This window comes from Amycolatopsis speibonae, from assembly GCF_042647925.1.
In the GTDB taxonomy this organism is placed as follows: Bacteria; Actinomycetota; Actinomycetes; order Mycobacteriales; family Pseudonocardiaceae; genus Amycolatopsis; species Amycolatopsis speibonae.
In genome coordinates this window covers 16,411-41,515 of sequence record NZ_JBHRWK010000163.1, presented here as the reverse complement: position 1 = coordinate 41,515, position 25,105 = coordinate 16,411, and the positions used below count along the sequence as shown (strand labels likewise).

Genomic DNA, 25,105 nt, shown 5'->3' with positions numbered 1-25,105 from the left:
GGGTGCGGAAACGCTCTCAGCTGGTGATGTCCTTCGTCGCGAACCGGCGGCCTGCGAGGAGGAAGAACACCGTGCCGTACAACGCGGCCGACAGCATCCCGTTGGCCATGTTCGTCCAGTCGATGTCGGTGGAGATGAGATCCATCCACGAGAACGCGAAATGCGTCGGCAGATAGTCCCGGAGCCCTTCCAGCGCGGTGATCTGGTCGAGGATCTGCGAAACGATCGCGACGATCACCGCGCCGCCGACGGCACCCAGCGGGGCGTCGGTGGCGACCGAGAGCAGCATCGCCAGACCGGCCACCCACGCCAGCTGCAGGATGATGTAGATCGTCGCCAGTCCCATGGCCACGAGGCTGTCGCTGAACGACACCGCGTCGCCGGTCGGGCTGATGGCGTCGCCCGCGCCGTACCAGATGACGCCCACCACCAGTGACACCAGCGGCAACAGGATCAGCGCGACCGCGGAGAGGATGCCGGAGACGATCGCCTTCTGCCGCAGCACCCGATGCCGGGGGACCGGCATCGCGAGCAGGTACTTCAGGCTCGACCACGACGCCTCGCTCGCGATCGTGTCGCCGTAGAACAGCGCCACGATCATCGGGAGCAGGAACGTGCCGGAGACGAACAGCGCGAGCACCACGAAGTTCGGCGCGCTCGCGGTGGCGAGGTCGACGAACCCGCCGCTGCGGCGGTTCGGGTTGGCCTGCCCGATCTCGAACGCGATCACCAGGATGAACGGCAGCAGCGCGACGAACCCCAGCATGAGCTGGGTCCGCCGCCGCTTGAGCTGCCGCTTCAGTTCGACGCCGAGCCGCAGCGTCCGGTCGGCGCGATAACCCGCCACCGCCCCGTCCGGGCCGACCTCGGTCCGCTCGTGCGACGCGACCTCGGTCAGCTCCAGCAGTGCCGCCGGGTCGGTGTGCACGCCGTGATCCGCGCGGGTCACCGGGGAAGAACCATTGGTCTTACTCACTCTTGGAGTCCTCTCCGACCAGCTGCAGGAACGCGTCTTCCAGCCGTCGCCGCGGTCCGGCCTGCTCGACCGCGACCCCGGCCCGCACGAGGGCGGCGACCGCTTCGGCGCGGGCGAGACCGTCGAGATCCGCGTGGACCAGTTCACCGTCGACGTCGACGCCGGAAACGCCGCCGACCTTTCGCAGTGCTTCGGCCGCTTCGTCGGGCTTGTCGACCCGGAACGTGGCCTCGCCGCTGGACGCGGCCAGCTCGCCGACCTCGCCCGAGGCGACCAGCATGCCGCGGTGCATCACGACCACGTGCGTACAGGTCTGCTCGACCTCGGCCAGCAGGTGGCTCGAGACCACCACGGTGCGTCCGGTCGCCGCGTAGCGCTGGAGCACCTCGCGCATCTGGTGGATCTGTGGCGGGTCGAGCCCGTTGGTCGGTTCGTCGAGCACCATGAGCTCCGGCAGGCCGAGCATCGCCTGCGCGATCGCGAGCCGTTGCCGCATGCCCTGGCTGTAGGTGCGGACCCGCCGGTTCACCGCGTCGCCCAGCCCGGCGATCTCCAGTGCCTCGGCGAAATGCGCCTTGTCCTTCGGGCGGCCCGTGCTCGCCCAGTACAGTTCCAGGTTTTCCTTGCCGGACAAGTGCGGAAGGAAGCCCGAACCCTCCACAAAGGACCCGATCCGGGACAGCACCGGCGCGCCGGGCGCGATCAGGTGACCGAACACGCGGATGGTGCCCGCCGTCGGCGTGATGAGCCCCATCAGCATGCGCAGGGTCGTCGTCTTGCCCGCGCCGTTCGGCCCGAGCAGGCCGAGCACCTGACCGGATTCGACCCGGAAGGACAGGTCCTTCACCGCGACGAACCCGCCCGCGTAGGCCTTGCGCAGTCCTTCGATCACCAACGGCGTCTTCGCCAGGCTCTCGTCGACGTCGTGCGCGCGGCGGCGGCGGAACGCGGCGATCACCGTGATCGCGATACCCGCGAGCAGTGTCCCGGCGATCCCGAGCAGTTGCGCGGTGGGCGCGCCCGCGCCGACCGAGGTGCCGTGGACGACCGGGACGCCGAGCTGCCCGCCGTCCGCCAGTTCGACGCGGAACACCGCGGGTTCCACCGGCGTCGCGAACGCCTGGTCCGTCGTGCCGACGACCAGCCGGAGCGTGTGCCCGGCCTCCAGGGGCCGCACGATGCCCGGCAGGGTCACCGTCACCTCGACCGGGCTGCCGTCGGCGGGAAGACCGGAAACGCGGAGGGGCGCGACCGCGTTGGCCGGAAGGGTGCGGACACCCTCCGAGTTGACGTCGTAGAGCTTCGCGAACAGAACGGCTTCCTTCTGCGGGGCGGCGGCGGACGGATCCGCCGAGACCCGCAGGCGGACCGTGGACGAACCGGCCGCGATCGTCTGCGCGTCGAGCGGCGGCGTCGCGAACTGCGCGGCTTGACCCGGTGGGTCCACACTGAACAGTCCGGACAGCCGGGACGAACCCGCCACCGCCCCGTTCAAACCGGGGATCCCGCTCACCGCGGCCGGGTTGCCGCCCGCGGGCCGGACGACCTGCTGGGCCAGGCCCGCCAGCGTGAACCGCCGCCGTTCGGTGGCGTCCCCGGTGGCTCCCGGGTACGCCGGGGCGGTGACCGTCCGGACCGAGGGGGCGCCGTTGGCCCGCAGCGTGCCCTGGATGTCGTAGCTGAAGCCGGTGCCGGGATCGGTGCCCTGCCCGGTGAGGGAGAACTTGAGGAAGTCGGCGATCTGCGCCCGCAGCTTCTGGCCGGGCTTCCCGCCGTCGTGGCCGCCGGTGTACCAGATCGTGCGGACCTTGCCGCCCGCCGCGGCGATCTGCCGGGCGGTCGCGTCGGACTGGTCCAAACCGAACAAGGTGTCGCTTTCGCCCTGCACCAGCAGGGTCGGCACGGTGATCTTGTCCGTCACGGACGCGGGGGAGACGCGGCGGAGCAGGTCGACGGTCTTCTGGCTCGCCTTGCCGGTGGTCGCGAGTTCGGTGTAGGCCTGGCAGACGTCGGCGGTGAACCGTCCACACGGGTCAGCCGGGCCGGGCGTGGGCCGCTGGCCGTTCGGACCGCCGAGCGGCAGGGACTGCGCCGCGGCACCCGCCGCGCCCGTACCCTGGGAAGCACCGGATTCGCTCGTCTCGTCACCGGCTTCGGGCGCGTCGTCGGCGGGGGAGCCGCCCTGTGCCGCGCCGGAGCCGGCGGAGAAGAAGATGCCGGCCCACGACCTCTTGAAGACGCCGTCCGCGGTGAACGCGCCGGCGGCGGGAGTGGTCGCCGTCGAAGGCGCGGCCGAGGCGGCGTTCGGGAAGAGCCCCTGAGCGAGGTCGTTGTAGGTGATCACCGGCGCGATCGCGTCGACTCGCTTGTCGGTCCCGGCGAGCAGCAGGGAAAGCGCGCCGCCGTACGAAGCGCCGGACACGGCCACCTTCGGGTCGCCGTTCTCGCTGAGGACTTCGGGCCGCGAGGCCAGGTTGTCGATCAGCTTCCTGGCGTCCGCGACTTCGCGGTCGGGGTCGTTCAGCGCGATCTTCCCGGTGCTGCGGCCGAAGCCACGCGCGGACCAGGCGAGTACGACGAAGCCCTTCTCGGCCAGTTCGCGGGCTTCGGTGGCGACACTGTTCTTGTCACCGCCGAAACCGTGGGCGAGCAGGACGGCGGGCGCCGGGGTCCGCTCGGGAAGGTACGTGGTCGTGTCGATCTTGACGACCGCGGACGAGCCCGGGACTTCGGGCAGGTCAAGGGTCGCTTCCTGGGTTTTCACTGCGGACGGCGCGGGGTCGCTGTTCGTCCACACGACGGCCGCGGCGGCCAGGACCACCACGACCGCGGCGAGCGCGGTGAGCTTCGCGCCTCGCGTGCGAGGGAGCGGGATTCGGGGCACGGAATGACCGTATTTCACCGAACCTGAGAGTCGCCTTCCCGGCACACACAGACCACACAAGCGTGGTGTCAGCCGTCGCCGGAATGGGTATCCGGCGTGGGAAAAGAGGTGAGTGTGACGGGAGTTACGCCACCATCTTGGTGACAAGGGCAACCTTAACTGGCGTCATGCGTACAGAGAGGTCAAACTGGACCAGCTGTGAGGGGAGTATTCCTTCGCGGCGGTGTCGTCAGCACGGTGGTCTTCGCAGGCCCCCGGCACCGTCGGCCGGTCTCGCACCGGCGGAAGAGACCTCCGGTTAGTTGCTGCTGTGCACTATCCGGAGGGTTGGTTACATGTCTGTTCCCCTGTGGCTATGGATCGCCACCGTCGGCGGTCTGCTCGCGCTGATCGCACTCGACCTGGTCATCGTCGATCGCAAGCCGCATGAGGTCACCACCGGCGAAGCCGCGCGGTGGGTCGTCTTCTACGTCGCCGTGGCCGTCGCGTTCGGCATCGGTGTCTGGGTCTTCGGGGGACACGACCCCGGCGTCGAGTTCTTCACCGGGTACATCACCGAGTACTCGCTGAGCGTCGACAACCTGTTCATCTTCATGATCATCATGACGTCGTTCAAGGTGCCCGCGATCCACCAGCACCGCGTGCTGCTGATCGGCATCCTGCTCGCGCTCGCCATGCGCAGCGTGTTCATCGCCGTGGGCGCCGCGCTGATCGCGCAGTTCGTCTGGGTCTTCTTCCTCTTCGGCGCCATCCTCATCTGGACCGCGGTCAGCATGATCCGCAACAAGGACGAAGACGAGGAATACGAGGAGAACGCGCTCACCCGCTGGGTGCGCAAGCTCTTCCCGGTCACCAACGAGTGGCACGGGCACAAGTCCTTCGTGAAGAAGGACGGCAAGCGCTGGATCACCCCGATGTTCCTGGTGATCGTCGCGATCGGCAGCGCGGACCTGCTGTTCGCCGTCGACTCGATCCCGGCGATCTTCGGTATCACGCAGGAGGCCTTCCTGGTCTTCACCGCCAACGCCTTCGCGCTGATGGGTCTGCGCCAGCTGTACTTCCTGCTCGGTGGCCTCGTCACCAAGCTGGTGTACCTGTCCTACGGCCTCGCGGTGATCCTGGCCTTCATCGGCGCCAAGCTGTTCCTGCACGCGCTGCACGAGTACGGCGCCGTGCCGGACTGGCTGGACATCAACAACTGGGTCTCCCTGGGTGTCATCATCGTGGTCCTGACCGTGACGACGTTGGCCAGCCTCTCGAAGGCGAAGAAGCTGGAAGCCGCTGAGCAGGACTCTTCGATCAGTAGTTAGAACTGCTAAGGATCGGGTACCGTCGGGGCCGTGCGTCCCGTTGACATCGAAGCCCTGACGGTCCCCGGCCTCCCCGCGCTGCGCGGCGACCTGTTGCTCACCGCGGTGAGCAGGCCTGATCTGAAGACGAACAGCTACCGTGGCGGCCTGCGCAGGGTCGACCCGGGCGGTGCCGGGGAAGGGCCTTGGACCCACGGGACCAAGGACTCGGCCCCCGTCATCTCCCCGGACGGCCGGTGGGTCGCCTTCCTCCGCGCGGGGGAGGGTTCCGGGCGCCAGGCCAAGCCGCAGGTGCACCTCATCGCCGCCTCCGGTGGCGACGCGAAGCGGATCACCGACCTGCCCCTCGGCACGGGCGCCCCGGTTTGGGCGCCCGATTCGCGCCGGATCGCCTTCGTCGCCCGCGTGCCCGAGCCGGGCCGTTACGGCACGGAGAACGCGGACGGCGAAACCCTGGAGCCGGGCGAAGAAGCTCCGCGGCACATCACGAACCTCTTCTACCGGGTCGACGACGCCGGCTTCCTCAACGACCGTCCACAACGTCTGTTCGTAGTGGACGCCGTCGCCGCACTGGAAGAGACAGCGCCCGCCGCTCTCACGCCGCTGACCGACGACCGGGCCGACGTCGAGCATCCTTCGTGGACGGTCGACGGCGAGTCCGTCCTGATCGTCGCGCCCCGTGACTGGGCCGTCGAGGACACCGTCCGCTCGGACGTCTACGCCGTGCCCGCCGGGGGCGGCGAACCCCGGCTGCTGGTCCGGACCGCGGGCACCGCGGCCAAACCGGTCTCCACTCCGGACGGTTCGATCCTGTTCTACGGCACCGAATTCCCGGCGCTGGAGGAGATCGCCCGCAACACCGGGCTCTGGCACGCGCCGTGGCCGTCCGGTGACGAGCCCTCGGCCGCACGGCGGCTGACCGACGTCGAAACTGTGGACTGCGACAACGCGGCGGGCCCGCCGTCCGTCCTCGGCGACGAGGCGCTCGTCGTGGTCCGCACCCGCGGTGCCGCCGAGTTGCGCGCCGTTCCGCTCGACGCCGAGCTGGCCGAGCTGAAGTCGTTGCGATACCTGGCAGGCGAGTACGCCGCGGTGAAGTCGTTCGTCGTCGACGGCGCGCGGATCGCCGCCGTGATCGGGACGCCCGAGAGTTCCGGCGACGTCGTCCTGCTGTCGGACGAGGAACCCCGCGTCCTCACCGACTACTCGAAGCCGTTGCGGGACATCGGGATCCTGCCGCTGGAGGAGCTGGACGCGACCGCGCCCGACGGCTATCCGGCGCACGGCTGGATCGTCCGGCCCGAGGGTGAGGGGCCGCATCCCGTGGTCCTGATGGTCCACGGCGGACCGTTCGCGGCCTACGAATGGAAGGTCTTCGACGAGGCGCAGGTGCTCGCCGAGGCGGGCTACGCCGTCGTCCTGGGGAACCCTCGCGGTTCCGCCGGCTACGGCGAAAGCCACGGCCGCGAAATCGTCCACGGCCTCGGCACCGTGGACGCGGACGATCTGCTGGCACTGCTGGACGAAGCGCTGAAACTGCCCGATCTGGACAGCGACCGCGTCGGCGTGATGGGCGGCTCGTACGGCGGCTTCATGACCAGCTGGCTCGCCGCGCACCACGGCGGCCGGTTCCGTGCCGCGTGGAGCGAGCGCGCGGTCAACGACTGGGACTCGTTCACCGGCAGCTCCGACATCGGCTGGTTCTTCTCGGGAGGCTACGCCGGCGACGATCACGAAGAGCTGCGCAAGCGCAGCCCGCTGACCTACGCGGGGAAGATCGACATCCCGTTCATGGTCGCGCACTCCGAGCAGGACTGGCGATGCCCGCTGGAGCAGGCGCAGCGGATGTACGTGGCACTGCGGCAGAACGGCGTCGCGGCGGAATTCCTGCTGTTCCCCGGCGAGGGGCACGAACTCACCCGTTCGGGGCAGCCTCGGCACCGGGTGCAGCGATTCGACGCCGTACTGGAGTGGTGGGGCCGGCACCTCTGATCCCTCGGGTCACCGGATGTTATGAAGGGGACTTTCATCGCAAAATTTGCGATGAAAGTCCCATTCATAACATCTCTCAGCTGAGCAGCGTGTAGTTCAGCTCTTCGCACACCCGGCCCAGCGGGACGTCGAGCCCCGGGTGGTCCAGGGGGAGGAGTACGTCCGGCGCGACCGGCAGCGAGTTCCCGGCGGGCGGATCCCACAGCGCGAGCGCGGGGCCGCCGGAGTCCATGGACGACCGGTACCAGACACCGTCGAGGTCGCCGAAGGCGGCGCGGATGGCGCGAGCCCAGGCTTGCGTGATCTTCTTCGGCCCGCTGGAGATCTCCTGCGAGGCGCCGACGCGGGTCGGCCACAGGCCGGCGAGGTCGAGCAGCCGCAGGGTGCGGGTCGGCCGGACGACGACCAGGCGGGGACCGCGGGATTTGCGGTCGACCGTCGACGTGGTCTGGAAGACCTCCGCGATGCTGGTGCGCACGGTGAGGCCGAAGTACAGGACGCCGTTGCCGGGGTCGGTGACCGGGCGGCCGCCGCGACCCGGCGTCTGCGGGTCGAAACGGCCGTGCGGGAGCGGACCGCTGTAGCGGAACGTGTTCCACTGCTGGGGGTGGTTGCCGTGCGCGGTGAAGATCCTGACCAGCCTGGTGCCGGGATGCACCGTCACCACGTCGTTGGTGCGGTGCAGCTCCTTGACCAGGACAGAGCGCGCGGGCGGCAGGGGGAGCCGGGCCATACCTCGGGAGTCGTCCGTCCTTGTCGGGTGATCTTGCTCGATGGGGTCAGCCTACGGCCTACCCCCGACTGAAATTTTCCGTCGTCGGGCAGAACACCTTAGAACGGGGAGCCCAGCGTGGCCACCAGTCTTGCAACATGTTCGGGATCTCCGCCGGAGAGCAGCCACTGCCGCGGGGTGGCGGGGTGCTCGTTGATCACCAGATCGGCCTGCGGAGTACTCATGAACGCGGCGACGACGAGCGCGGGCTGGTCCTCGGGGACGGCGCGCAACACGACCTCCAGGCCGGGCAGCACCCCGGAGCCGGTGAACTGCCAGGAAGGCAGCCGCCAGCCCTGGTCCTTCCAGCCGGTGAGCCTGCCCTCCTTCAGGCGGTGGCGGATGCGGCTGTCGTCCACGCCGAGTGCTTTCGCCGCCTCCAGCACGCTCAGCGCCGAATCGGCGAGCACGGCGTGCGCGGCGACCGTGCGGGCACGGAAGTCCGGTTCGTCCTCGCTGCGGGGGGAGAGGTCCAGGCCGACGTCGGTGAGCGCGGCCCGCTGGTCCGCCGAGAAGTAGTGCGACGGGTCGGGGTTGGGCGGCGAAAGCCTCCGCGCGGCGTCCTCGACGAGGGTCAGGAACTCGTCGGCGTCGACCTTCAGGCCCGCCTTGGCGAGGACGTTCTCGAGCGCTATCGACATAGCGCCTAGAGTAACGCGTTTGTGCGGGTTCGTGCGGTCTCATCTCGGTTTCGTGGGGGAATTCACCAGAGACGAACACAGAGTGCACGGAATCACACACGCGCAGTAGGCAATATCGCAACAGTGTGCCCGTATCGGGCGAGCTTGTCCAGACACTCGGCTTGACAGGTCGTAGGAGGGAATTTACCTTCCGAAAGGTAATCGATTTCTTCCCACCGCTTCGGAGAACCCGGCTGGCATGGGGCCGGCTTGGGGGAACAAGGGGGTGGGGCGTTCCTGGGCGGCCGGTGCGAACCGGTCGCCCAGGCACGTCGTGCATCCGGGATCTCCGAAATCGGACGCCGTCAGTCGCGCCGCGAACTGCGGCGCACGATCAGCTTCGCCTGCAGTGTGGTCGTCGTGGCCTTGCGCTTGCTGTCGCCGATCCGGGCGAGCAGCAGCTCGGCGGCGACCCTGCCGACCTCGTTCGCGGGCTGCGCGACCACGGTCAGCGGCGGATCGATCAGCGTCGTCCACGGCGCGTCGTCGAACGACACGATCCCCACGTCCTGTCCCGACCGCAGGCCACGCGAGGCCAGCGCCTCCAGGACACCGATCGCCATCGTGCTGTTGCCGACGAGCAGCGCGTCCGGCGGCTCGGGCTCGTCGAGCAGGCTGAGTGCGGCGAGCCTGCCGCCCTCGGCGCGGAACTCGGCACGCCGGGTAAGCGCGTTCTCCGCGCCGACGGCGTCGGTGTAGCCCGCCAGCCGGTCTTCGGCCGTGCGCACCCCGGGCGGCCCGCTGACGCAGGCGACCCGCCGGTATCCGCCGTCGAGCAGGTGCCGCGTCGCGTCGCGGGCGGCGAGCCGGGTGTCGACCAGCACCTGGTCGCCGGTGTTCTCCAGCAGTGGCCTGTCGACGGCGACCACGGGTGTGCCCCGTTCGGTCAGCCTGTCGACGTTGGTGGCCCGGCCGGTGGGGGAGAGCACCACGCCGGCGACGCGTTCCTGGAGGGCGACGTCGATGTAGCGCCGTTCCTTCTCCTCGTTGTCGTCGGCGTTGCACAGCACCACCGAGTAGCCCGCGGTCTGCGCGATGTCCTCCACACCGCGGGCGATCGCGGTGAAGAACGGGTTCTCCACGTCGGAGATGATGAGCGCGAGAACCGCGGTTTCCTGACGGCGCAGATTTCGCGCGAGCCCGTTCGGGTGATATCCCAATTCCGCGGCGGCGGCCTGTACCCGTGCCGCGAGAATCGGGTCCACAGTGGACTTACCGTTGAGCGTCCTCGACACGGTCGCCGTCGAAACCCCGGCCTTCGCCGCCACGTCGTTGATGGTGGCCACCGTGACCTCCCCTTCTGCAGGTGTCTTGACACCTTCGCACGGGAAGAATAGCTTGACCGACAATCGTTACCATCCGCTGATCGCGCTACTCGCGCTTGAAAGTTCGGGGGTGCCGTGGGCGACCCGGGTCTGGTGCTCGGCATCGACATCGGCACCTCGAGTTCCAAAGGTGTCCTCGTCGATTCCCAGGGCACCGTGGTGGCACGAGCATCCCGTCCGCACGATACCTCACGGCCTCGCCCCGGCTGGTTCGAGCACGACGCCGAAGCCGTGTGGTGGCGGGACTTCCTGGTACTGGCAAGGGAACTCTCGGCAGGAGCCGGGGATCATCCCATCATCGGAGTGTCGGTCAGCGGGATCGGTCCGGTGCTCCTTCCCGCGGACGATTCCGGGAAACCGTTGCGCCCGGCGATCCTTTACGGCGTCGACACCCGCGCACATGACGAAATCCGTGAGTTGAACCGGGAACTCGGCGAAGAATCCATTGTGGAACGTGGTGGGAGCGCGCTCGGCTCGCAGGCCATCGGGCCGAAATGGCGCTGGCTGGCCAAGAACGAACCGGAGGTGTTCGCACGGTCGCGGCTGTTCCTGATGGCGAGTTCGTTCCTCGTGCTGAGGCTGACCGGTGAATACGTCCTCGATCATCATTCCGCGAGCCAGTGCGACCCGATGTACGACCTGCGCGAGGCCCGGTGGGCGCCGGACCGGGCCGCCGCGGTCGCTCCCGGCGTCGAGCTGCCCAGGCTCGCGTGGCCGACCGAGGTGGTCGGCTCGGTCACCGCCGAGGCGGCGGCGGAAACCGGCCTGCCGCAAGGGATCCCGGTGACGGCGGGCACGGTGGACGCCTGGGCGGAGGCGACCAGCGTCGGTGTCGTCGCGCCCGGGGACACGATGCTCATGTACGGCACCACGATGTTCCTGATCCAGACGCTCTCCGATCCTCGCCCCGGCCCGGGGTTGTGGACGACCCGCGGCGCGTTCCCCGGTACCTATTCACTGGCCGCGGGCATGGCCACGTCCGGCGCGATCACCGACTGGCTGCGCGAACTCTTCGGCGGGGAGTTCGGGGAACTGGCCGCGGCGGCGGGCGACGTCCCGGCAGGCAGCCGCGGCTTGCTGATGCTGCCGTACTTCGCCGGAGAGCGGACACCGATACCGGATCCGGACGCGCGCGGCGTCATCGCCGGGCTCACCACGTCCCACGGCCGTGCCGAGCTGTACCGCGCGGCGCTGGAAGGCACCGCGTTCGGGGTGCGGCACAACCTCGAGGCCATGCGGGAAGCCGGTGGCGGCACCCGCCGGTTCGTCGCCGTCGGTGGCGGGACGCGGGGCGGCGTGTGGACACGCATCGTCAGCGACGTCGCGCGGATCGAGCAGGAGATCCCCGCGGAAACCATCGGTGCCGCGTTCGGTGACGCCGTTCTCGCCTCCTTCGCCCTGGGGCGGGAACCGGATATCGAAGCCTGGAACCCGGTCACCGAGATCGTCCGCCCCGGCGCGGACGCCGATGTCTACGACGAGTTCTATCCGCACTACCGTGCCCTTTATCGGTCCACAGTGGACATCTCGCACTTTTTGGCGCGGAAGAACTCCCTGGCCTGAACCCCGGCGAATTCCCGGCAATCCCGGCTCAGATGGGCTTGATCGGCGTAGCCCGCCGAGAACGCCAGCGAGGCGAGATCGGGCGCCGTCCCCGCGAGGCGGATGGCACGCTGGAATCGGGTGACGCGCAGGTAGGTCGCCGGGCCGTAGCCGACCGCTAGGGTGAACCGCCGCCGCAACTGCCGTTCCCCGGTCGTGAACCGCTCCAGCGCGGCGGCAACCCGGGGGACTCCGCCGTCGAGCCTGGCGATCAGCTCCGAGATCTCCCCGTCCGGCCGTCCGGTTCGGCGTTCCGCGACGACGTCCGCCAGCGAGGCGGCGCCGCGGAGCACCCGCTCGGTCAGCAGTTCGCCTTCCCTGCCCCACAGGTCGCCGAGGGGGACACGCTGATCGCGCAGCTCGTCGGCGCCCAGCCCCAGGACACCGCCCGCGCCGCCGGGGGCGAACCGCACGCCGCGGACCCGGGCGCCGGGCGGCGTCTCCCAGGTCCAGGCCGTGGTGTCCGGCCCCGCGACGAAGACCTCGCCGCCGCAGTCCACCAGGTCGACACAGCCGTCGGGCACGATCCGCTTCGGCGCCTGGCCCGTGTCCTCCCACAGGCAGCGCACCACGTCCCGCAACCCGCCGGGTGCCGTCGTCTCCCGATACACGGTTGCCATGATGCCCCCGGGCTACGACAGAATCGGACCGTGTCCGAAGCAGAGATCGATTCACTGGCCTGGATCCACGTCCGCGACCGCCGTCTGCTGTCGGTGCGGACCGAGGGGAAGGCCAAGTTCTACCTGCCCGGAGGCAAACGCGAGCCAGGGGAAGGCGATGTCGGCGGGCTGTGCCGGGAGATCAGGGAGGAACTCGGCGTCGAACTCGACCCGCGGAGCTTCCGCTTCTTCGCGGTGCTGAACGAGCAGGCCGACGGCTACGCGGACGGCCGCCGCGTCCGGATGACCTGCTACACGGCCGAGCATCACGGCGAGCCCGCGCCGGGCAGGGAGATCGCGGAGTCCGCCTGGCTCTCCTCGGCCGACGCCCATCGTTGCCCGCCGGCGGGGCGGCGGATGCTCGGGATGCTCGCCGACGCGGATCTCGTCGATTAGATCACTCAAAGTGAGCTGTTCGGCTCACTGTGTTTACGCCAACCGCCCTTTGACCAGGCACTCTGCAGTCACGGGGACACCCAAAAGGGTGAATATCGGGTTTCTTCCCGATAACGGCTAACGCGGAGTCACTTTCGAGCGAGAAGTAGTCGACGCACTCGACGGAAGTGCGCTCGGACGAGAGAAGACCTCTCCATGGGTGTTCCCACCGCGACCCCTCCGGCATCGGCGCCGGGGCAGGGTGCCCCCGGCAGGCTGAAGCCGCTGGGGACCGTCGTGGTCGTGCTGGGGGTGATGGCCGTCGCCGTCACCCTGACCGGTTACGTACTGCCGAAGGCCTCCCGTCCGGTGCAGAGTCCGCCCGCCCCGCGGGTCGAACAGGCCGCGGCCGCCGTGCGGGCCGTGACGCACTCGGTCGTCTACGAACTTTCCGGTGCGAAGGGCGCTCAGAACGTCACCTACGTCGCGCAGGGCTCAGAGCTCATGCAGAAGACCGAGGTGACGGCGCCGTGGAGCACCACCTTCGAGCGCGCGAGCCAGGAAGGGCGCGACGAGTTCTACAGCCTCTCCGCGCAGGGCTCGGGTAGCGGCGCGCTGCGGTGCCGGATCCTCGTCGACGGCGAGGTCGTCAGCGACCGCGCAGCCCCCGCCCCGGGCGCGCCGGTGACCTGCACTTCCTAGTGGGTCTGCGGCAGGATCATCCGCGTGACGGATGGTGCGATCGCTTTCGGCCCGGTGCTCGCCGTTGTCCTCGCCGTGCTGGCGATCTTCGGCGCGGCGGTGGTGCAGTTCGGGCAGCTGGGGCAGGGCAAGGCAGTGCTGTTCGCGGCCGCGCGCGCCGTCGTGCAGCTCGCCGCCGTCTCGCTGGTGATCGTCGGGATCCTGAAGTCGGGCTGGCTGACCGGCGGGTTCGTGCTGCTGATGTTCACGATCGCCACGGTCACTTCCGCGCGCCGGATCGGCGTGGCGAAGGATCTGGCGTGGGTCGCGCTCGCCATCGCGTCCGGTGTGGTGCCGGTGCTGACGCTCGTGCTCGCGACCGGGGTGGTCCCGTGGCGGCCCATCGCGATCGTGCCGATCGCCGGGATCGTCATCGGTGGCGCGATGTCCGCGACCTCCCAGGCGGCGAGGCGAGCGCTGGACGAACTCGTGTCCCGGCACGGCGAGTACGAAGCCGCGCTGGCGCTGGGATTCCTCCGCCGCCCGGCCGCGCTGGAGATCTGCCGCCCCTCGGCGGGGCACGCGCTGATCCCCGCGCTCGACCAGACGCGGACGGTCGGCCTGGTGACCCTGCCCGGCGCCTACGTCGGTGTCCTCCTCGGTGGCGCCGGGCCGCTGCAGGCCGGGGTGACCCAGGTGCTCGTGCTCATCGGGCTGCTGGCCGCGGAGGCCGTCGCGGTCTTGGTCGCCGTGCACCTGGTCGCGGCGGGCCGGATCAGCCGAAAGGCGACTGAAGATGTGACGTGTCGTTGAACCGTCGCACCATCCAGTCTTCGCCCGAAACCACCAGGTGGGAGATCGAGCCGTTGTCCGCCCCGAGGAACGCGAACCGGTTCCCCGCGGCGCCGGCCTGCGCGAAGACCTCACCGATGACGCCGCCGTGGGTGAACACCGCGATCCGCCGGTCCGGGTTGGCCGCCGCGAGCCTGCCGATGGCCGCCTTGATCCGGCCGCCGAACGACTCCATCGACTCCGCGCTCGGGATGACGTCCCAGCGCTGTTCCCGCCAAAGCCGCTCGACGATCGGGTGACCTTCGTGGGTGTAGCGCCGGAAGAGCCCGTTCTCCCAATCCCCGAGATGGATCTCCCGTAGGTCGGCTTCGACCTCCGGCGTGAGCCCGAGCTTCGCCGCCAGCGGTGCCGCTGTCTGCGACGTCCGGCGCAGCGTCGTCACGTACAGGGCGGCGATCCGCTCGTCCGCCAGCCGGCGGCCGACCCGCTCGGCGTGGTCGCGGCCGTCCGGCGCGAGGTCCGGATCGGCCTGCCCGTCGACGAGGTCGAACGGTGCGTCGCCCTTCGCCGGGGCCGATTCGCCGTGGCGGACAAGGAAGATCTCGGTCGCGCCGGGCGGGGGAGAGAACCGGTGCTGACGGTATTCGACTTCCTGCTCAGGGGTGCTCATGACCGCCGACGATACCCAGCTAGCCCAGCTGTTTGTCCACGAAACACCAGCGCCAGGTCTCACCGGGCTCGTGGCTGCGCATCACCGGGTGCAGGGTCTCGTGGAAATGCTCGGTCGCGTGCTTGCCCGGTGAGGAGTCGCAGCAGGCGACGTTCCCGCATTTGACGCATTCGCGCAGGTGCACCCAGGTCATCCCGTTCTCGACGCAGACGGCGCAGACGTCGGGCGAACCGATCTCGACAGCGGGCCAGTCCTTGGTCAGATGCTTGCAGGATCCCGCCGTCGCGGCGGGGGTGCGCAGTTCCCGATCGGAGTCCGGCACGGTCTCCTCCTCCCTGTCCAGCATGGATTCCTCGATGTCGAGGCGTTCGAGGATCCGGCGCAGGACATCATCATCGGCCATCCCGGAGTCGCGCGCCTCCAGAAACTTCTCCCGTTCGACTTCGAGCAGTCTCATCCGCAGGCGCCGGTAGGCGTCGCTCGGCGTTTCGGTCAGGGCGCTCTGCCTGCCGAGCTCCTCCCAAGCCGAGTCCGAGCGGTGCTGGAGCCGGCTGCGCAGGCGTTCGACGATGTCGTCCGGATCGTCGGCGGTCCGGATCTTCTCCAGTTCGTCGAGCGCGGCCCGGGTCATGTTGTTGAGCACGGCCGCCTCCTGCAGCGCGTCCTCGGCGGGGTCGGGCGGCGGCAGTTTCAGCCGCCGGACCAGGACCGGCAGCGTCGTCCCGTGCAGCAGCAGCGTTCCCGCCACCACGACGAACGCGACCAGCACCAGCACGGCCCGCTGCGGAGTGTCCGCGGGCAGCACGAACGCCGCCGCGAGCGTGACCACCCCGCGCATCCCCGCCCAGGCGATCACCGCCGAGTACCGCCACGGCCAGGCGTGACGGCGGAAAGTCCGCCGCGCCAGGCCGATACCCACCATCCAGATGATCCGGGAGACGATGGTCGCGGCCAGGGTGGCGGCGCAGATCAGGACCAGTTCGAGCGCGCTCAGCCCGCTGTCGCCGACCTCGGTCATGATCCGGCGGACCTGCAGGCCGATCAGCAGGAAGACGATGTTCTCCAGCAGGAACTGGATGGTCTGCCAGTTCAGCCTGCTGGCCAGCCGCGAGCGGCCCGAGAGCATGCTCGGCGCCTTGTGCCCGAGGATCAGCCCCGCGACGACCACGGAGATCACGCCGGAACCGTGGATGGCTTCGGCGGCCAGATAGGCGACGAACGGGACCACCAGCGAAAGCGCGGTGTCGGTGACCGGATCTTCGAGGCGGGTGCGGATCAGCGCGCCGAGCGCGCCGACGGCGAAGCCGATCACCAGGCCGCCGCCCGCGGCCAGCAGGAAGTCCCCGCCCACCTGCAGCAGGCTCACCGAGCCCGCGATGGCCGCGATGGCGGTCCGCAACGCGACCAGCGCGGCCGCGTCGTTGAACAGGCTTTCGCCCTCCAGCAGCCTGGTCAGCTTGCGCGGCATCCCGACCTTGCGGGCGACGGCGGTGGCCGCGACCGCGTCGGGCGGGGCCACCACCGCGCCGATCGCGAGCCCGGCGGCGAGCGGCAGACCGGGGATCACCAGCCACGCCACGACGCCGACCGCGGCCGTGGTGAAGATGACGAGCCCCACCGACAGCAGCAGGATCGGCCCGCGATTGCGGCGGAAGTCGATCAGCGACGTGCGGATCGCGGTCGCGTACAACAGCGGGGGCAGCAACCCCAGCAGGACGACCTCCGGGTCCAGTTCGTACTCCGGGACCCCCGGGATGTACGAGGCGACGACCCCGACCGCGATCAGGCACAGGGGCGCCGACCAGTCGAGTTTCCGCGCCGCGGCGGTGACCAGGAGGACGGCCACCACCAGTGCCACGAGTTCTACCGCGATCTCCACGCCGCTCATCATCACCCGAGAGCCCCGGTGCGCGCGCACCGAGGCCCGGCTAGCGCTGTTCGATCCGCACCAGGTTGCCCGCCGGGTCGCGGAACGCGCAGTCGAAGGCGCCGTAAGGCTGCTTGAGCGGCTCCTGGACGACGTCGGCGCCGGTCGCCTGGATCCGGTCGAAGGTCTCGATCAGGTCCGAAGTGGACAGCAAGATGGCCCCGTAGGTGCCTTTGGTCATCAGTTCGGCGACCGTGGCGCGTTCCTCGTCGGTGATCTCCGGACCGGCGGCCGGGGAATGGAGCACGAGCGACGTCCCCGGCTGCCCGGGCGGTCCGACGGTGGCCCGGTGCGGGCCGTCGTCACGTATCTCGAAGCCCAGGATGTCGCGATAGAAGGAAAGGGAAGCCTCGAGATCGTCGGCGGGGAGGAAGGACGCGTGAATCGAGAGGATCATGCGACTCAAGGTAGGTCGGGGCGCGGGGAGGCCGCTTCTCTATTCCTGATCGGTCGCATGACCTGTTTGACGACGCAGCCGGGCATGCCGCGGCCCTCTTCCGCCGCTTGCTTGCGGTAGGTGCTCGGCGAGATGCCGACCAGCTCGGAGAACCGTGTGCTGAAGGTGCCCAGCGACGAGAAACCGACGTCGAAGCAGACCTCGGTGACCGACATGTCCCCGCGCCGCAGCAGCATCATGGCCCGCTCGATCCGGCGGGTCATCAGGTAGCTGTAGGGCGATTCGCCGTACGCGGCGCGGAACTCGCGGCTCAGGTGCCCGGCCGAGACGTGCACGCCGCGTGCAAGCGCCTCGACGTCCAGCGGTTGCGCGTAGTCGCGATCGATCCGGTCGCGGACACGTCGCAGCATCGCGAGGTCGCGCAGGCGCGGGCCTGGGTCACGCTGTCCGGTCACCCGGAAAGCGTAACCCACGCCGGAACGGGAAAAGGCCCCTTCGCCGGGTGACGAAGGGGCCTCTCTCGCGTGCTAGACGGTGATCTTGTCGACGTTGGGGCCGCCGTTCGCCGTGGTGGCGACCGCCTTGATCTTGTTCGCCCCCGCCGCCAAGGCCATCTTGACGGTCCTGGTCGTCCAGTTCGGCCAGGCGCCGGTGCCGCCGAAGCCGACACCCGACGCGCTGATCGAGCCGTTGACGGAGAAGTCCAGCGGCCGGTCGGCCGTCGTCCCGTTGGCGTACCGGACGACGACGTCGTAGGTGCCCGCCGCCGGGACGTTGACCGTCCACTCGACCGAGCTGCCCGCCACGTTGTCGTAGTTGACGAACCCGCTGCCGGTGAACCCGGCGTGGTTGGACTCCACCGCGCCCTGGACGACCGTGGCGTCTTCAGCCTGGTAGTCGACCGGGTTGTTCGGACCGGGGCCCGAGCCGTCGGCCGGAACGGTCTGCGTGCCGGTGTTCCAGCCCGAGACCCGCACCGAAGGCTTGGAACCCTTGAGGTCGGCCGTGCGGTACTTCGCGGTCAGCGTGGTCGTTTCACCCGGCCAAAGGCTCACCGCGTTGTCGTTCCACTCCACCGGGAGCACCGGCTTTCCAGCGGCGTCCACGACCTTCGAGTCGACGTAGAACGCCGGGAGCTTGCCGCTCGAGGTGTTCTTCAGCGTCACCGTCGTCGTGGTGGTGCCGTCGGACCCGGCGGCCGACTTCGCCGTCGCGCTGACGGTGGACTGGCCAAGGTTCTTAAGCCCGGACAGATCGGCGTAGGCCGACTGCGGCGTGTAGTACCAGTCGCTGCCGCCCCAGTTCAGCGTGTCCGCCTTGGTGGACAGCCAGTACACGTTCCGGCTGACCTCCTTGCCGGACGAGTCGGTGAGCACCAGCTTCGCCAGGTAGGTCGTCGAAAGCCCGCTCACCGCCGGGACGGTGACCGCGGTGGACTTGGCACCCAGCGCGCCGACCGAAAGCCCGGTCTTGGTGTTGCTGTACTTCTCGGTTCCGTCGAGGTTGTACAGCTTCGTGGTCGCGGTCAGCCCGCTCGCCGCGTTCGACGTCTGGTTGATCACCACGACCGAGCGATTGTCGTGCGAGTACTGGATGTGCAGCGGCTCGTTGGCCTTCTTCGCACCGTAGTACGCGCCGTTCTGGTCCATGTAGGCGTCGAACAGCTGCCAGTGCAGCGAAGTCCACGGGCTGTTGAGCATCCAGTAGATCAACCCGGTCGACGGGTTGGTCGAGTCCGTGTAGTTGCGGGAGTGGGACTCGAATTCCGCCCGGACGTTCTCGTACTGCGCGAGCTGCGACTTCCGCACGAAGTCGGTCAGGTCCGCCGGAGCGCCGTAGCGCTTGGTGAGGGCGTTGCCGAACAGCTTCAGGTTGCCGAAGGTCTCGGAGGACGAGCGGTGGTACTGCGCGGCAGACGGGTTCTTCCACATCGTTTCGAGTTCACTGGCCGACATCATCCGCTTCAGGGTGTCCATCGTCGGGATGTCGACGCCGGCGCTGGTCTCGGAGTTGAAGCTCCACGCGCCGCCACGGTCCTTTTGCGACTTGTCGTACCAGTACACCGGCGGCACGTAGTCGTACGGGCCGTTCATCTTCATCCCGGACGCGCCGGTGATCGGGGACGGCCTCGCCGACGCCGCCGGGATCACCGGCGGCTGGAAGTCGGCGGCCTTCATCGCGTCGAGGTAGCCCTGCTCGATCCGCTTGTCCGGCGCGAAGTCACTGCCGATGTGGAAGGAGATGACGCTCGGGTGGTCACGCAGGCGCTCGGCCTCCGAGAACATCGACGCCTTGGCGATCGGGTAGTCCGACTCGACCCACGGCTCGCCCTTCTCGGAGCCGTTGACCTGGCCTTCCCACTTGTCGCAGCATTCCCAGCCGGGCATGGTCAGCACGCCCAGGTCGTCGGCGATGTCGAAGAACTCGTCCGGCTCGATGTGGCCTTCCAGCCGGACCGTGTTGAGCCCGAGGTTCAGCACGTACTTGAGCTTGTCGGCCGCCGCGGTCTCGTTCCAGCGCAGGAACAGGTCCGGTGTGTAGCCGCCGCCGCGGATCAGCAGCGGTTTGCCGTTGACGCTGTACTGTCGTCCGCCGCTGGAGTTCAGCGTCGCCTTGACGTCACGGACACCGAACTTCGACTTCGAGGCGTCGGACGCCGTACCGCCGGCACTCGCGGTCAGGTCGAGTTCGTACCGGTTCTGGCCGCCCATGCCGGCGGGCCACCACAGGTTCGGGTTGTCCAGGCCGACCACCGGGAAGGTGACGGTCTTGCGTTCCTTCGCGGCCAGCGAAACCGTCTGGCTGACCGGCTTGCCCGCGACCGTGCCGGCGACGGTGGTCTGCACCGCGTTCGCCGAGTCGTTGCGGACGTCGGCCTTCACCGTGAGGTCGGCGTGGCTGAGCGACGGGTTCAGCTTCTGGACCACGTGGGCGCTGCGCAGCGCCACCGGGCCGCCGCGCCGGACGAGGACGTCACGCACGATGCCCATGTTCTGGTCCGGCGGGGTCTGCGCCCAGTCGATCCAGCCCATCGAGAGGTCGTTGTTGGGATCGTTGGGGTAGACCTTGAACGCGATGCTGTTGGCGCCCTGGCGGACGTGCTCGGTGATGTCCAGGTCGTGGCGGGTGTAGGCGCCGTTGACCTGGTCCTTCGTCGCGATCTTGGTGCCGTTGACCCACACGTCGGCCTTCGAAAGGACGCCGCTGAAGTCGAGATATGTCCGCGACGAGGTGTCCTCGAGGTTCAGGTCGGTGCGGTACCACCACGGCACGGTGAACTGCGCCGTCGGGACGTTCTTCATGTTCGTCGAGTAGAACGGGTCGGCGTACTTGCCGTTCTGCAGCAATCCGGCGTAGACCGTCGAGCGCGACGACACCGGGTACCAGCCGGTGGCGGGGAAGCCCGGCTTCGACACCGCCGAGTCGTCGCTGACCTGTGCCGAGGACTGGATCGCGAAGCCGGGGATCGGGCTGGTGTTGCCCGCGGCGGCGCCGACGGACAGCGGCACGGCCACTTCCGCGCCGGTGGCGGCGGGAGCGGTGGTCACCCCGCAGACCGCGGCGGCCAGCGCGGTGACGGTCATGGCCAGTAATGGGATCCGGGTTCTCTTCTGCCGAAAACTCACGAGCGCGCCTCCTTGGGCACACGGCGGCGGACCTGGGCGGAAATCGTTAAGAAAGTTCCCTAACAATGTTGGGGGAGATGGTAGCCGCCACTTCTCGTCAGGACCAGACCCTTGCACCGGGTTCGTCAGCGGTGGCCGGTGCGCGCGGTCGCCCGGTCAGCTGACGGGTGCCACGTAGATCCACTGTCCGCCGGCGCGGACGAAAGCACTGTTCTCGTGCATGCTGCCGGGCCGGCGATCCTGCCGGTAGTGCGCCCGGAACTCCACGGTGCCCTCGTTCTCCAGCAGGCCGCCGCCGGTCTTGCCGAGGATCTCCAAAAACGTCCAGCGCTGCCCCGGGTCGAGTTCGAGGTCCGCGGGCCTGGTCTTCGGATGCCAGGTCTCGGTGAGGTACGCGGTGTCGCCGACGGCGAACGCGCTGAACCGCGACCGCATCAGGAGTTCGGCGGTCGGCGCCGCCGCGGTTCCCCGGTGGAAACGGCCGCAGCAAGCGCCGTAGGGCTCGCCGAGGCCGCATGGGCAACGGGATTCGTCGGTGATCGCAGGCACGCCGCCGATTGTGTCACCGCTTCTTCTGTCACCGCGCCGTCGTGGGGACTTCGAGGTCCCGTGCCTGCTTGAGCCAGCCGGTGAACAGGTCGGCGTCGATGTCTTCGACCGAGCGCAGCTTGACGTGCGCCATCTCCCGTGCGCTCGGCTCGAGCCTGCCGGACTCGTCGTCGACGACCTGTCCCTTCCAAAGCGCGAAAGTGACGTAGGAGGAGTACGCCTTCACCAGGCAGACGAGGTTCTTGCCCGCGGCTTCGCCCGCGCTCCAGGTGGGGGAGCCGTGGTACATCGCCTCGATGGAGCCCGGCAGGGCGGCGTTGACGATCGGGCGCAGTGCGGTGGCGACCTCACGCAGGTCCTCGGGCAGGGCGGCGAGGTAGTCGTCGACGTTCGCGAACTTGGCCATGACTTGTTTCCCTTCGATCGGTGTGCGCTCAGCTAACCGTCCGAAGGTTCAAGTTGTCAAGACAAAAAAATTATTCGGTGGCTGTGTTGTCGTTCCCGTCGTCGAGCACGCCCCACCAGAGGAAGTCGCGGGCCCGGGTCGCCGCGACCAGGTGCTGCCTGCCGCGCAGCTCACGGGTTTCCTCGTCGGCCTGCGTCCCGGTCACGTTCTCGTGGGTGCTCTCCAGCGCCAGCACGGCCTGGAAGTCGAGTCCCTTGGCGCGGTGCACGGTCCCGACCTTGAGCTTGCCGTCGGCCTCGCCGGTGTACTTTTCCAGCGCCAGCGTGGGGATCCCCGCCTCGCGCAGGATTTCGGTGCACCGGCTCAGATCCTTGTGCTGGAAGACGATCAGCGCCGAATGGTCGCGGCGGACCGGCAGGCCGCGGACCGCGTCGACCAGTGCGCCGGGGAGAGCGCGCGAGGAGCCACGCCAAGTGTCGGTGGTTCCGCCCGCGCTGGCCGATTCGGCCGCGCGCAGGGCGACCCCGTCGGCGCCGTCGAGGTCGTCCACCCGGTTCGTCGCGTCGAAGCGCTGTGCGAAGCCCAGCACCTCGGCGCGGTTGCGGTAGTTGACCTTCAGGATCTCTCCGCGGCCCTGGATCGGGATGCCGGCGTCGGACAGCCGCCACCCACCGGGGTAGACCTGCTGCTGCCCGTCGCCGACCAGCAAGAGCTTGTTCGGGCCGTCGCCGGCAAGTTCACGCAGCAGCCGCAGGCCGCACAGCGGGATGTCCTGGACCTCGTCGACGACGACCGCCGCGTACGGCGTTTCGAGCGGCCGCTTCACGAGTTCGGCGCGGCCCAGTTCAATCAGATCGTTGTAGTCGTGCGCGTCCTTGTTCGCGAGTCCTCGCTGGTAGTGCTCGTACAAGCCCCAGGCGGGTTCTTTCTGGCTCGCGGTGAGCGGCAGGATCCGGCCCCGGCGGGCGACCGCGAGGTAGCCGTCGAACGTCGTGATCCCGCGGCCCTTGATCACCCGGTCCAGTTCCGGGGCCAGCCGGTCGAAGGACGTCTTGATCACCGGCGGCAGCGAGCGGACATAGGTGGTGTACAGCAGTGGACCGGTGCTGATCCGGGCCAGATGCCTGAGCCGGTGCAGGGCGACGACGGTCTTGCCGGTGCCCGCCGGACCACTGATCCGCGCGGGACCCGAGTAGTCACGTTTGACGATCGCGTTCTGCTGCGGATGCAGGAAAGTGAGCCAGGAATCGAACGGCCGTCGCTGAGCCGCGCCGAGCTGGTCTTCGATCAGTTCGCCGGCGTCCAGCAGTCCCGCCGAGTCCGGGGCACGATCCGGCTGCTGGACGGCCAGCGGACGGTATCCGCGCAGCCGTCGTTCCGCCTGCTCCGCGATGAGCGCGACCAGCCGCTTGTCGAGGTGGAGCGCGTCGCGCCGGAAGATCCGGTCGAGGCTGGCTTCGGTGATCGACCAGTAGACGCCGTCCTGGCGGGGATTGCCCGCGCCCGAGCCGATCACCACGAGATGGATCGCGCTCTCGGCCAAGGAACGGCCCTGCGGACCGGGTATCCCAGCGAAGCGTTCCTTCGCGTGGCGCAAGACCTGGTTCGCGGTCTCGCCGTCCGGGCCCCTGTCGGTGATCAGGAGCGCGAGGACGCCGGTGCGCCCGATCAGGAACGCGTCCGCGCTCCGGCCGTCGTCCGACGGCAGCGCTGTTTTGACCAGGAGCCGCCAGCCCACGCCGGTCCGGCTGAGCAGGGCGGTGAGGACATTGCGGTGCAGCGAGTCCAGGCCGTCGAAGGCGTTCTCGAGCAGCTGCCTCGCTTGGGTTTCGAGCCGCCTTCTGGCGTGTTCGCTCCTGCTCACGGTGGTCCGTTCCGTCGGTGGCGGGATCTAAGGTGCGGGAAACTCGACGGCGACTTCGACGGCGGTCTCCAACGTCGCTTCGCTCGGTCGTCCGGAGGCGGGTGCGGACTCGGCGATCACGAGCAGTTTCTTGGCCAGGCGGGAGTCGTAGTTCTTGCCGGTGAACGAGTTCCGTGGCGCACTTCACCGTAGAGCGCGACATTGCCGGTGCCGTCCTTGTCGATGAGCCTTTTGAGCTCGCCGGCCTCGCTCGCTTTCGGCATCTTCACCCACGCGACGGATACGGCGATGGTGTTCCCGGCTCCGTCGTCGACGGTGACGATCATGCGATCGAGATCGACGCAGGGATGACGCAGGAAGAACCGCTGGACTTCACCGAAGGAATGCGGTCCGCAGTTCAATTCCCGATTCGCGTTTTTCCTGAGCTGGCGCCAGCCCAGACGTTGCCATGTCTCGGAATGGTGGCCCTTCTGCGCGGATTTCTTACTGGAGCTCTTGCCTTTGAGAGCTTGACCCGCGGCGGAATCCAGGGAGGCGGCGCCGCCTCCACCGAGCCCGCTCGTCGCGGCCATGACCACTCCCACCGTGGCCACCGCGCCCGCCCCGAACTTGTACTTGACCCAACGACCGTCCGGTCCACGTGGCTGATTCACCATGATGCGTTCCGTCCCCTCCCAAGTCCGGAACGGAAGATCTTGCTCCGGGCGAGGAGAAGGGAACGAGAGCTTCCGTGCGAATACGCCCGAATGGCGCAGTCGATCTTCGATTTTTCGCCGGTACTGAACAGTTCCGAGCGGAACGATGTTGCCAACCCAGCGCGACTGCCCGCGGGGAGGGAATGGCGAACCGTCCCCCTGTTCGATGGATCAACAGCGGTGCCGAGGTGATCGGGAGTTGGTTTGTCCCGCGCTCCCGTAACCGTTCCTGCGCCGGTGCTGTCCCGCCTGCAGGCACGCCGAGGGGCCCGTCGCCGTGTTGGCTGGCGGGCTCCTCGGGTCATGCGGGGGTTCAGGCGCGTTGGAGGGTGTTGCGCCGGATCCGTTGTAGCGGATCCAAGTACTGGGGCGGGATGAACTCCGGTAGCCCGTCGGCTGCCATGCGGACTTGCCAGTCGCCGTGGTGGATCAGCCGGTGATGAAAACCGCAGAGCAGGGTCAGATTCCGGAGATCTGTGGGTCCGCCGTCTGCCCAGTGATGAATATGGGGGACGTGACAGTTCTCGGGTCGTCGATGACACCCCGGGAGCGCACAACCCCGATCCCGAATATTCAACGCTCGCCGCTGGCCGGGGGTGACAAATCGTCTCAGTCGTCCCACGTCCAGCGGCTCACCGGGCGCGTTCATCACCACGGGAAGCATGAGGCAGTCGCAGGCGGCCATCCGTGCCTCGCGGGCGGTCATGGTGCCGACGAAGTCGAGGCAGGCTTTCCCGATCCCGGACTTGAGCTCTTCCAGGCCGATGGTGACGTGCACCAGGGTTCGGTAGCCGCTGGTGCCGGGCTGGTCCGGGCACGCGATCGCCAGATCGAGCAGCTCGGCCCACGCATCACCCTGACGCTCAGCCTTGGACCGCGGATCCGCCTGCCCGAACTCGTCGGTCGGGCGGGGCTTCGCGTAG

General features: G+C 68.9%; 22 protein-coding genes. 6 read left to right on the top strand and 16 right to left on the bottom strand.

Annotated features, from left to right (window positions below; genetic code table 11):
• Window positions 1-16 precede the first annotated feature (16 nt).
• A complete protein-coding gene (locus tag ACFOSH_RS44210; protein ID WP_378247850.1) occupies window positions 17-976 on the bottom strand; it encodes an ABC transporter permease in 960 nt (319 codons plus the stop codon).
• Window positions 969-3,878, bottom strand: coding sequence for an alpha/beta fold hydrolase (locus ACFOSH_RS44205; RefSeq protein ID WP_378247848.1), 2,910 nt, complete (start codon window positions 3,876-3,878; stop codon window positions 969-971). Before ACFOSH_RS44205 ends, ACFOSH_RS44210 begins: the two co-directional genes overlap by 8 nt.
• 317 nt (window positions 3,879-4,195) lie before the next feature.
• On the opposite strand from ACFOSH_RS44205, the gene ACFOSH_RS44200 reads away from it, so the two are divergent.
• A complete protein-coding gene (locus ACFOSH_RS44200; protein WP_378247846.1) occupies window positions 4,196-5,170 on the top strand; it encodes a TerC family protein in 975 nt (324 codons plus the stop codon).
• 30 nt (window positions 5,171-5,200) lie between these two features.
• Complete coding sequence (locus ACFOSH_RS44195) at window positions 5,201-7,162, top strand: S9 family peptidase (protein ID WP_378247844.1); 1,962 nt, start codon at window positions 5,201-5,203, stop codon at window positions 7,160-7,162.
• Between the two features lie 76 nt (window positions 7,163-7,238).
• Here the strand turns inward: ACFOSH_RS44195 and ACFOSH_RS44190 are convergent, their stop codons facing one another.
• The 3 genes from ACFOSH_RS44190 to ACFOSH_RS44180 form a co-directional block, all read right to left on the bottom strand.
• Window positions 7,239-7,895, bottom strand: coding sequence for an RES family NAD+ phosphorylase (locus ACFOSH_RS44190; protein ID WP_020629720.1), 657 nt, complete (start codon window positions 7,893-7,895; stop codon window positions 7,239-7,241).
• A gap of 98 nt (window positions 7,896-7,993) precedes the next feature.
• On the bottom strand, window positions 7,994-8,575 hold the full coding sequence (locus ACFOSH_RS44185) for a DNA-binding protein (protein WP_378247842.1): 582 nt from the start codon (window positions 8,573-8,575) through the stop codon (window positions 7,994-7,996).
• A gap of 344 nt (window positions 8,576-8,919) precedes the next feature.
• On the bottom strand, window positions 8,920-9,900 hold the full coding sequence (locus ACFOSH_RS44180; protein WP_378247840.1) for a LacI family DNA-binding transcriptional regulator: 981 nt from the start codon (window positions 9,898-9,900) through the stop codon (window positions 8,920-8,922).
• 114 nt (window positions 9,901-10,014) lie between these two features.
• Between ACFOSH_RS44180 and ACFOSH_RS44175 the strand changes: the two genes are divergently transcribed.
• Window positions 10,015-11,502, top strand: a complete 1,488-nt coding sequence (locus tag ACFOSH_RS44175; RefSeq protein WP_378247838.1) for an FGGY-family carbohydrate kinase — start codon at window positions 10,015-10,017, stop codon at window positions 11,500-11,502.
• Here ACFOSH_RS44175 and ACFOSH_RS44170 read toward each other — a convergent pair.
• Window positions 11,445-12,161, bottom strand: coding sequence for a DUF6597 domain-containing transcriptional factor (locus tag ACFOSH_RS44170; protein WP_378247836.1), 717 nt, complete (start codon window positions 12,159-12,161; stop codon window positions 11,445-11,447). The genes ACFOSH_RS44175 and ACFOSH_RS44170 overlap by 58 nt on opposite strands.
• Window positions 12,162-12,191: 30 nt before the next feature.
• On the opposite strand from ACFOSH_RS44170, the gene ACFOSH_RS44165 reads away from it, so the two are divergent.
• The 3 genes from ACFOSH_RS44165 (at window position 12,192) to ACFOSH_RS44155 (ending at window position 14,069) form a co-directional block, all read left to right on the top strand.
• Entirely contained in the window at window positions 12,192-12,596 is a 405-nt protein-coding gene (locus tag ACFOSH_RS44165) for an NUDIX hydrolase (RefSeq protein WP_378247834.1), read from the top strand.
• A 195-nt stretch (window positions 12,597-12,791) separates the two neighbouring features.
• The gene (locus ACFOSH_RS44160) at window positions 12,792-13,277 is read left to right on the top strand and encodes an MmpS family transport accessory protein (protein ID WP_378247832.1); all 486 of its coding nucleotides are present in this window, start codon (window positions 12,792-12,794) and stop codon (window positions 13,275-13,277) included.
• Between the two features lie 24 nt (window positions 13,278-13,301).
• Complete coding sequence (locus ACFOSH_RS44155; protein WP_378247830.1) at window positions 13,302-14,069, top strand: ABC transporter permease; 768 nt, start codon at window positions 13,302-13,304, stop codon at window positions 14,067-14,069.
• On the opposite strand, the gene ACFOSH_RS44150 is transcribed toward ACFOSH_RS44155, so the two are convergent.
• The 10 genes from ACFOSH_RS44150 to ACFOSH_RS44105 all read right to left on the bottom strand — a co-directional run.
• A complete protein-coding gene (locus tag ACFOSH_RS44150; RefSeq protein WP_378247828.1) occupies window positions 14,032-14,718 on the bottom strand; it encodes a histidine phosphatase family protein in 687 nt (228 codons plus the stop codon). The genes ACFOSH_RS44155 and ACFOSH_RS44150 overlap by 38 nt on opposite strands.
• A 19-nt stretch (window positions 14,719-14,737) precedes the next feature.
• Window positions 14,738-16,606 carry a Na+/H+ antiporter gene (locus tag ACFOSH_RS44145; RefSeq protein WP_378247911.1) on the bottom strand — a complete coding sequence of 623 codons (1,869 nt, stop codon included), beginning with the start codon at window positions 16,604-16,606 and terminating at the stop codon, window positions 14,738-14,740.
• Window positions 16,607-16,646: 40 nt separating this feature from the next.
• Window positions 16,647-17,042, bottom strand: coding sequence for a VOC family protein (locus ACFOSH_RS44140; RefSeq protein ID WP_378247826.1), 396 nt, complete (start codon window positions 17,040-17,042; stop codon window positions 16,647-16,649).
• Window positions 17,043-17,047: 5 nt separating this feature from the next.
• Window positions 17,048-17,452, bottom strand: coding sequence for a helix-turn-helix transcriptional regulator (locus tag ACFOSH_RS44135; RefSeq protein ID WP_378247909.1), 405 nt, complete (start codon window positions 17,450-17,452; stop codon window positions 17,048-17,050).
• A 117-nt stretch (window positions 17,453-17,569) separates the two neighbouring features.
• Window positions 17,570-20,668 (bottom strand): glycosyl hydrolase 2 galactose-binding domain-containing protein, encoded by a 3,099-nt coding sequence (locus ACFOSH_RS44130; RefSeq protein ID WP_378247824.1) that lies wholly within the window; start codon window positions 20,666-20,668, stop codon window positions 17,570-17,572.
• A 156-nt stretch (window positions 20,669-20,824) separates the two neighbouring features.
• A complete protein-coding gene (locus tag ACFOSH_RS44125; RefSeq protein ID WP_378247822.1) occupies window positions 20,825-21,217 on the bottom strand; it encodes a YchJ family protein in 393 nt (130 codons plus the stop codon).
• A gap of 28 nt (window positions 21,218-21,245) precedes the next feature.
• Entirely contained in the window at window positions 21,246-21,623 is a 378-nt protein-coding gene (locus tag ACFOSH_RS44120; protein ID WP_378247820.1) for a DUF1801 domain-containing protein, read from the bottom strand.
• Window positions 21,624-21,693: 70 nt separating this feature from the next.
• Window positions 21,694-23,487, bottom strand: coding sequence for a UvrD-helicase domain-containing protein (locus tag ACFOSH_RS44115; RefSeq protein WP_378247818.1), 1,794 nt, complete (start codon window positions 23,485-23,487; stop codon window positions 21,694-21,696).
• Between the two features lie 116 nt (window positions 23,488-23,603).
• Window positions 23,604-24,143 carry a hypothetical protein gene (locus ACFOSH_RS44110; protein ID WP_378247816.1) on the bottom strand — a complete coding sequence of 180 codons (540 nt, stop codon included), beginning with the start codon at window positions 24,141-24,143 and terminating at the stop codon, window positions 23,604-23,606.
• 352 nt (window positions 24,144-24,495) lie between these two features.
• A partial coding sequence (locus ACFOSH_RS44105) for an HNH endonuclease signature motif containing protein (RefSeq protein WP_378247814.1) occupies window positions 24,496-25,105 on the bottom strand: 610 nt, incomplete at its 5' end.

Excerpts from the sequence above, each read along its gene's own strand:
- ACFOSH_RS44200 (WP_378247846.1), top strand. The coding sequence starts at position 4,196 with ATGTCTGTTCCCCTGTGGCTATGGATCGCCACCGTCGGCGGTCTGCTC.
- ACFOSH_RS44190 (WP_020629720.1), bottom strand. The coding sequence starts at position 7,895 with ATGGCCCGGCTCCCCCTGCCGCCCGCGCGCTCTGTCCTGGTCAAGGAG.
- ACFOSH_RS44185 (WP_378247842.1), bottom strand. The coding sequence starts at position 8,575 with ATGTCGATAGCGCTCGAGAACGTCCTCGCCAAGGCGGGCCTGAAGGTC.
- ACFOSH_RS44170 (WP_378247836.1), bottom strand. The coding sequence starts at position 12,161 with ATGGCAACCGTGTATCGGGAGACGACGGCACCCGGCGGGTTGCGGGAC.
- ACFOSH_RS44160 (WP_378247832.1), top strand. The coding sequence starts at position 12,792 with ATGGGTGTTCCCACCGCGACCCCTCCGGCATCGGCGCCGGGGCAGGGT.
- ACFOSH_RS44150 (WP_378247828.1), bottom strand. The coding sequence starts at position 14,718 with ATGAGCACCCCTGAGCAGGAAGTCGAATACCGTCAGCACCGGTTCTCT.
- ACFOSH_RS44145 (WP_378247911.1), bottom strand. The coding sequence starts at position 16,606 with ATGAGCGGCGTGGAGATCGCGGTAGAACTCGTGGCACTGGTGGTGGCC.
- ACFOSH_RS44140 (WP_378247826.1), bottom strand. The coding sequence starts at position 17,042 with ATGATCCTCTCGATTCACGCGTCCTTCCTCCCCGCCGACGATCTCGAG.
- ACFOSH_RS44135 (WP_378247909.1), bottom strand. The coding sequence starts at position 17,452 with ATGCTGCGACGTGTCCGCGACCGGATCGATCGCGACTACGCGCAACCG.
- ACFOSH_RS44120 (WP_378247820.1), bottom strand. The coding sequence starts at position 21,623 with ATGGCCAAGTTCGCGAACGTCGACGACTACCTCGCCGCCCTGCCCGAG.
- ACFOSH_RS44110 (WP_378247816.1), bottom strand. The coding sequence starts at position 24,143 with ATGGTGAATCAGCCACGTGGACCGGACGGTCGTTGGGTCAAGTACAAG.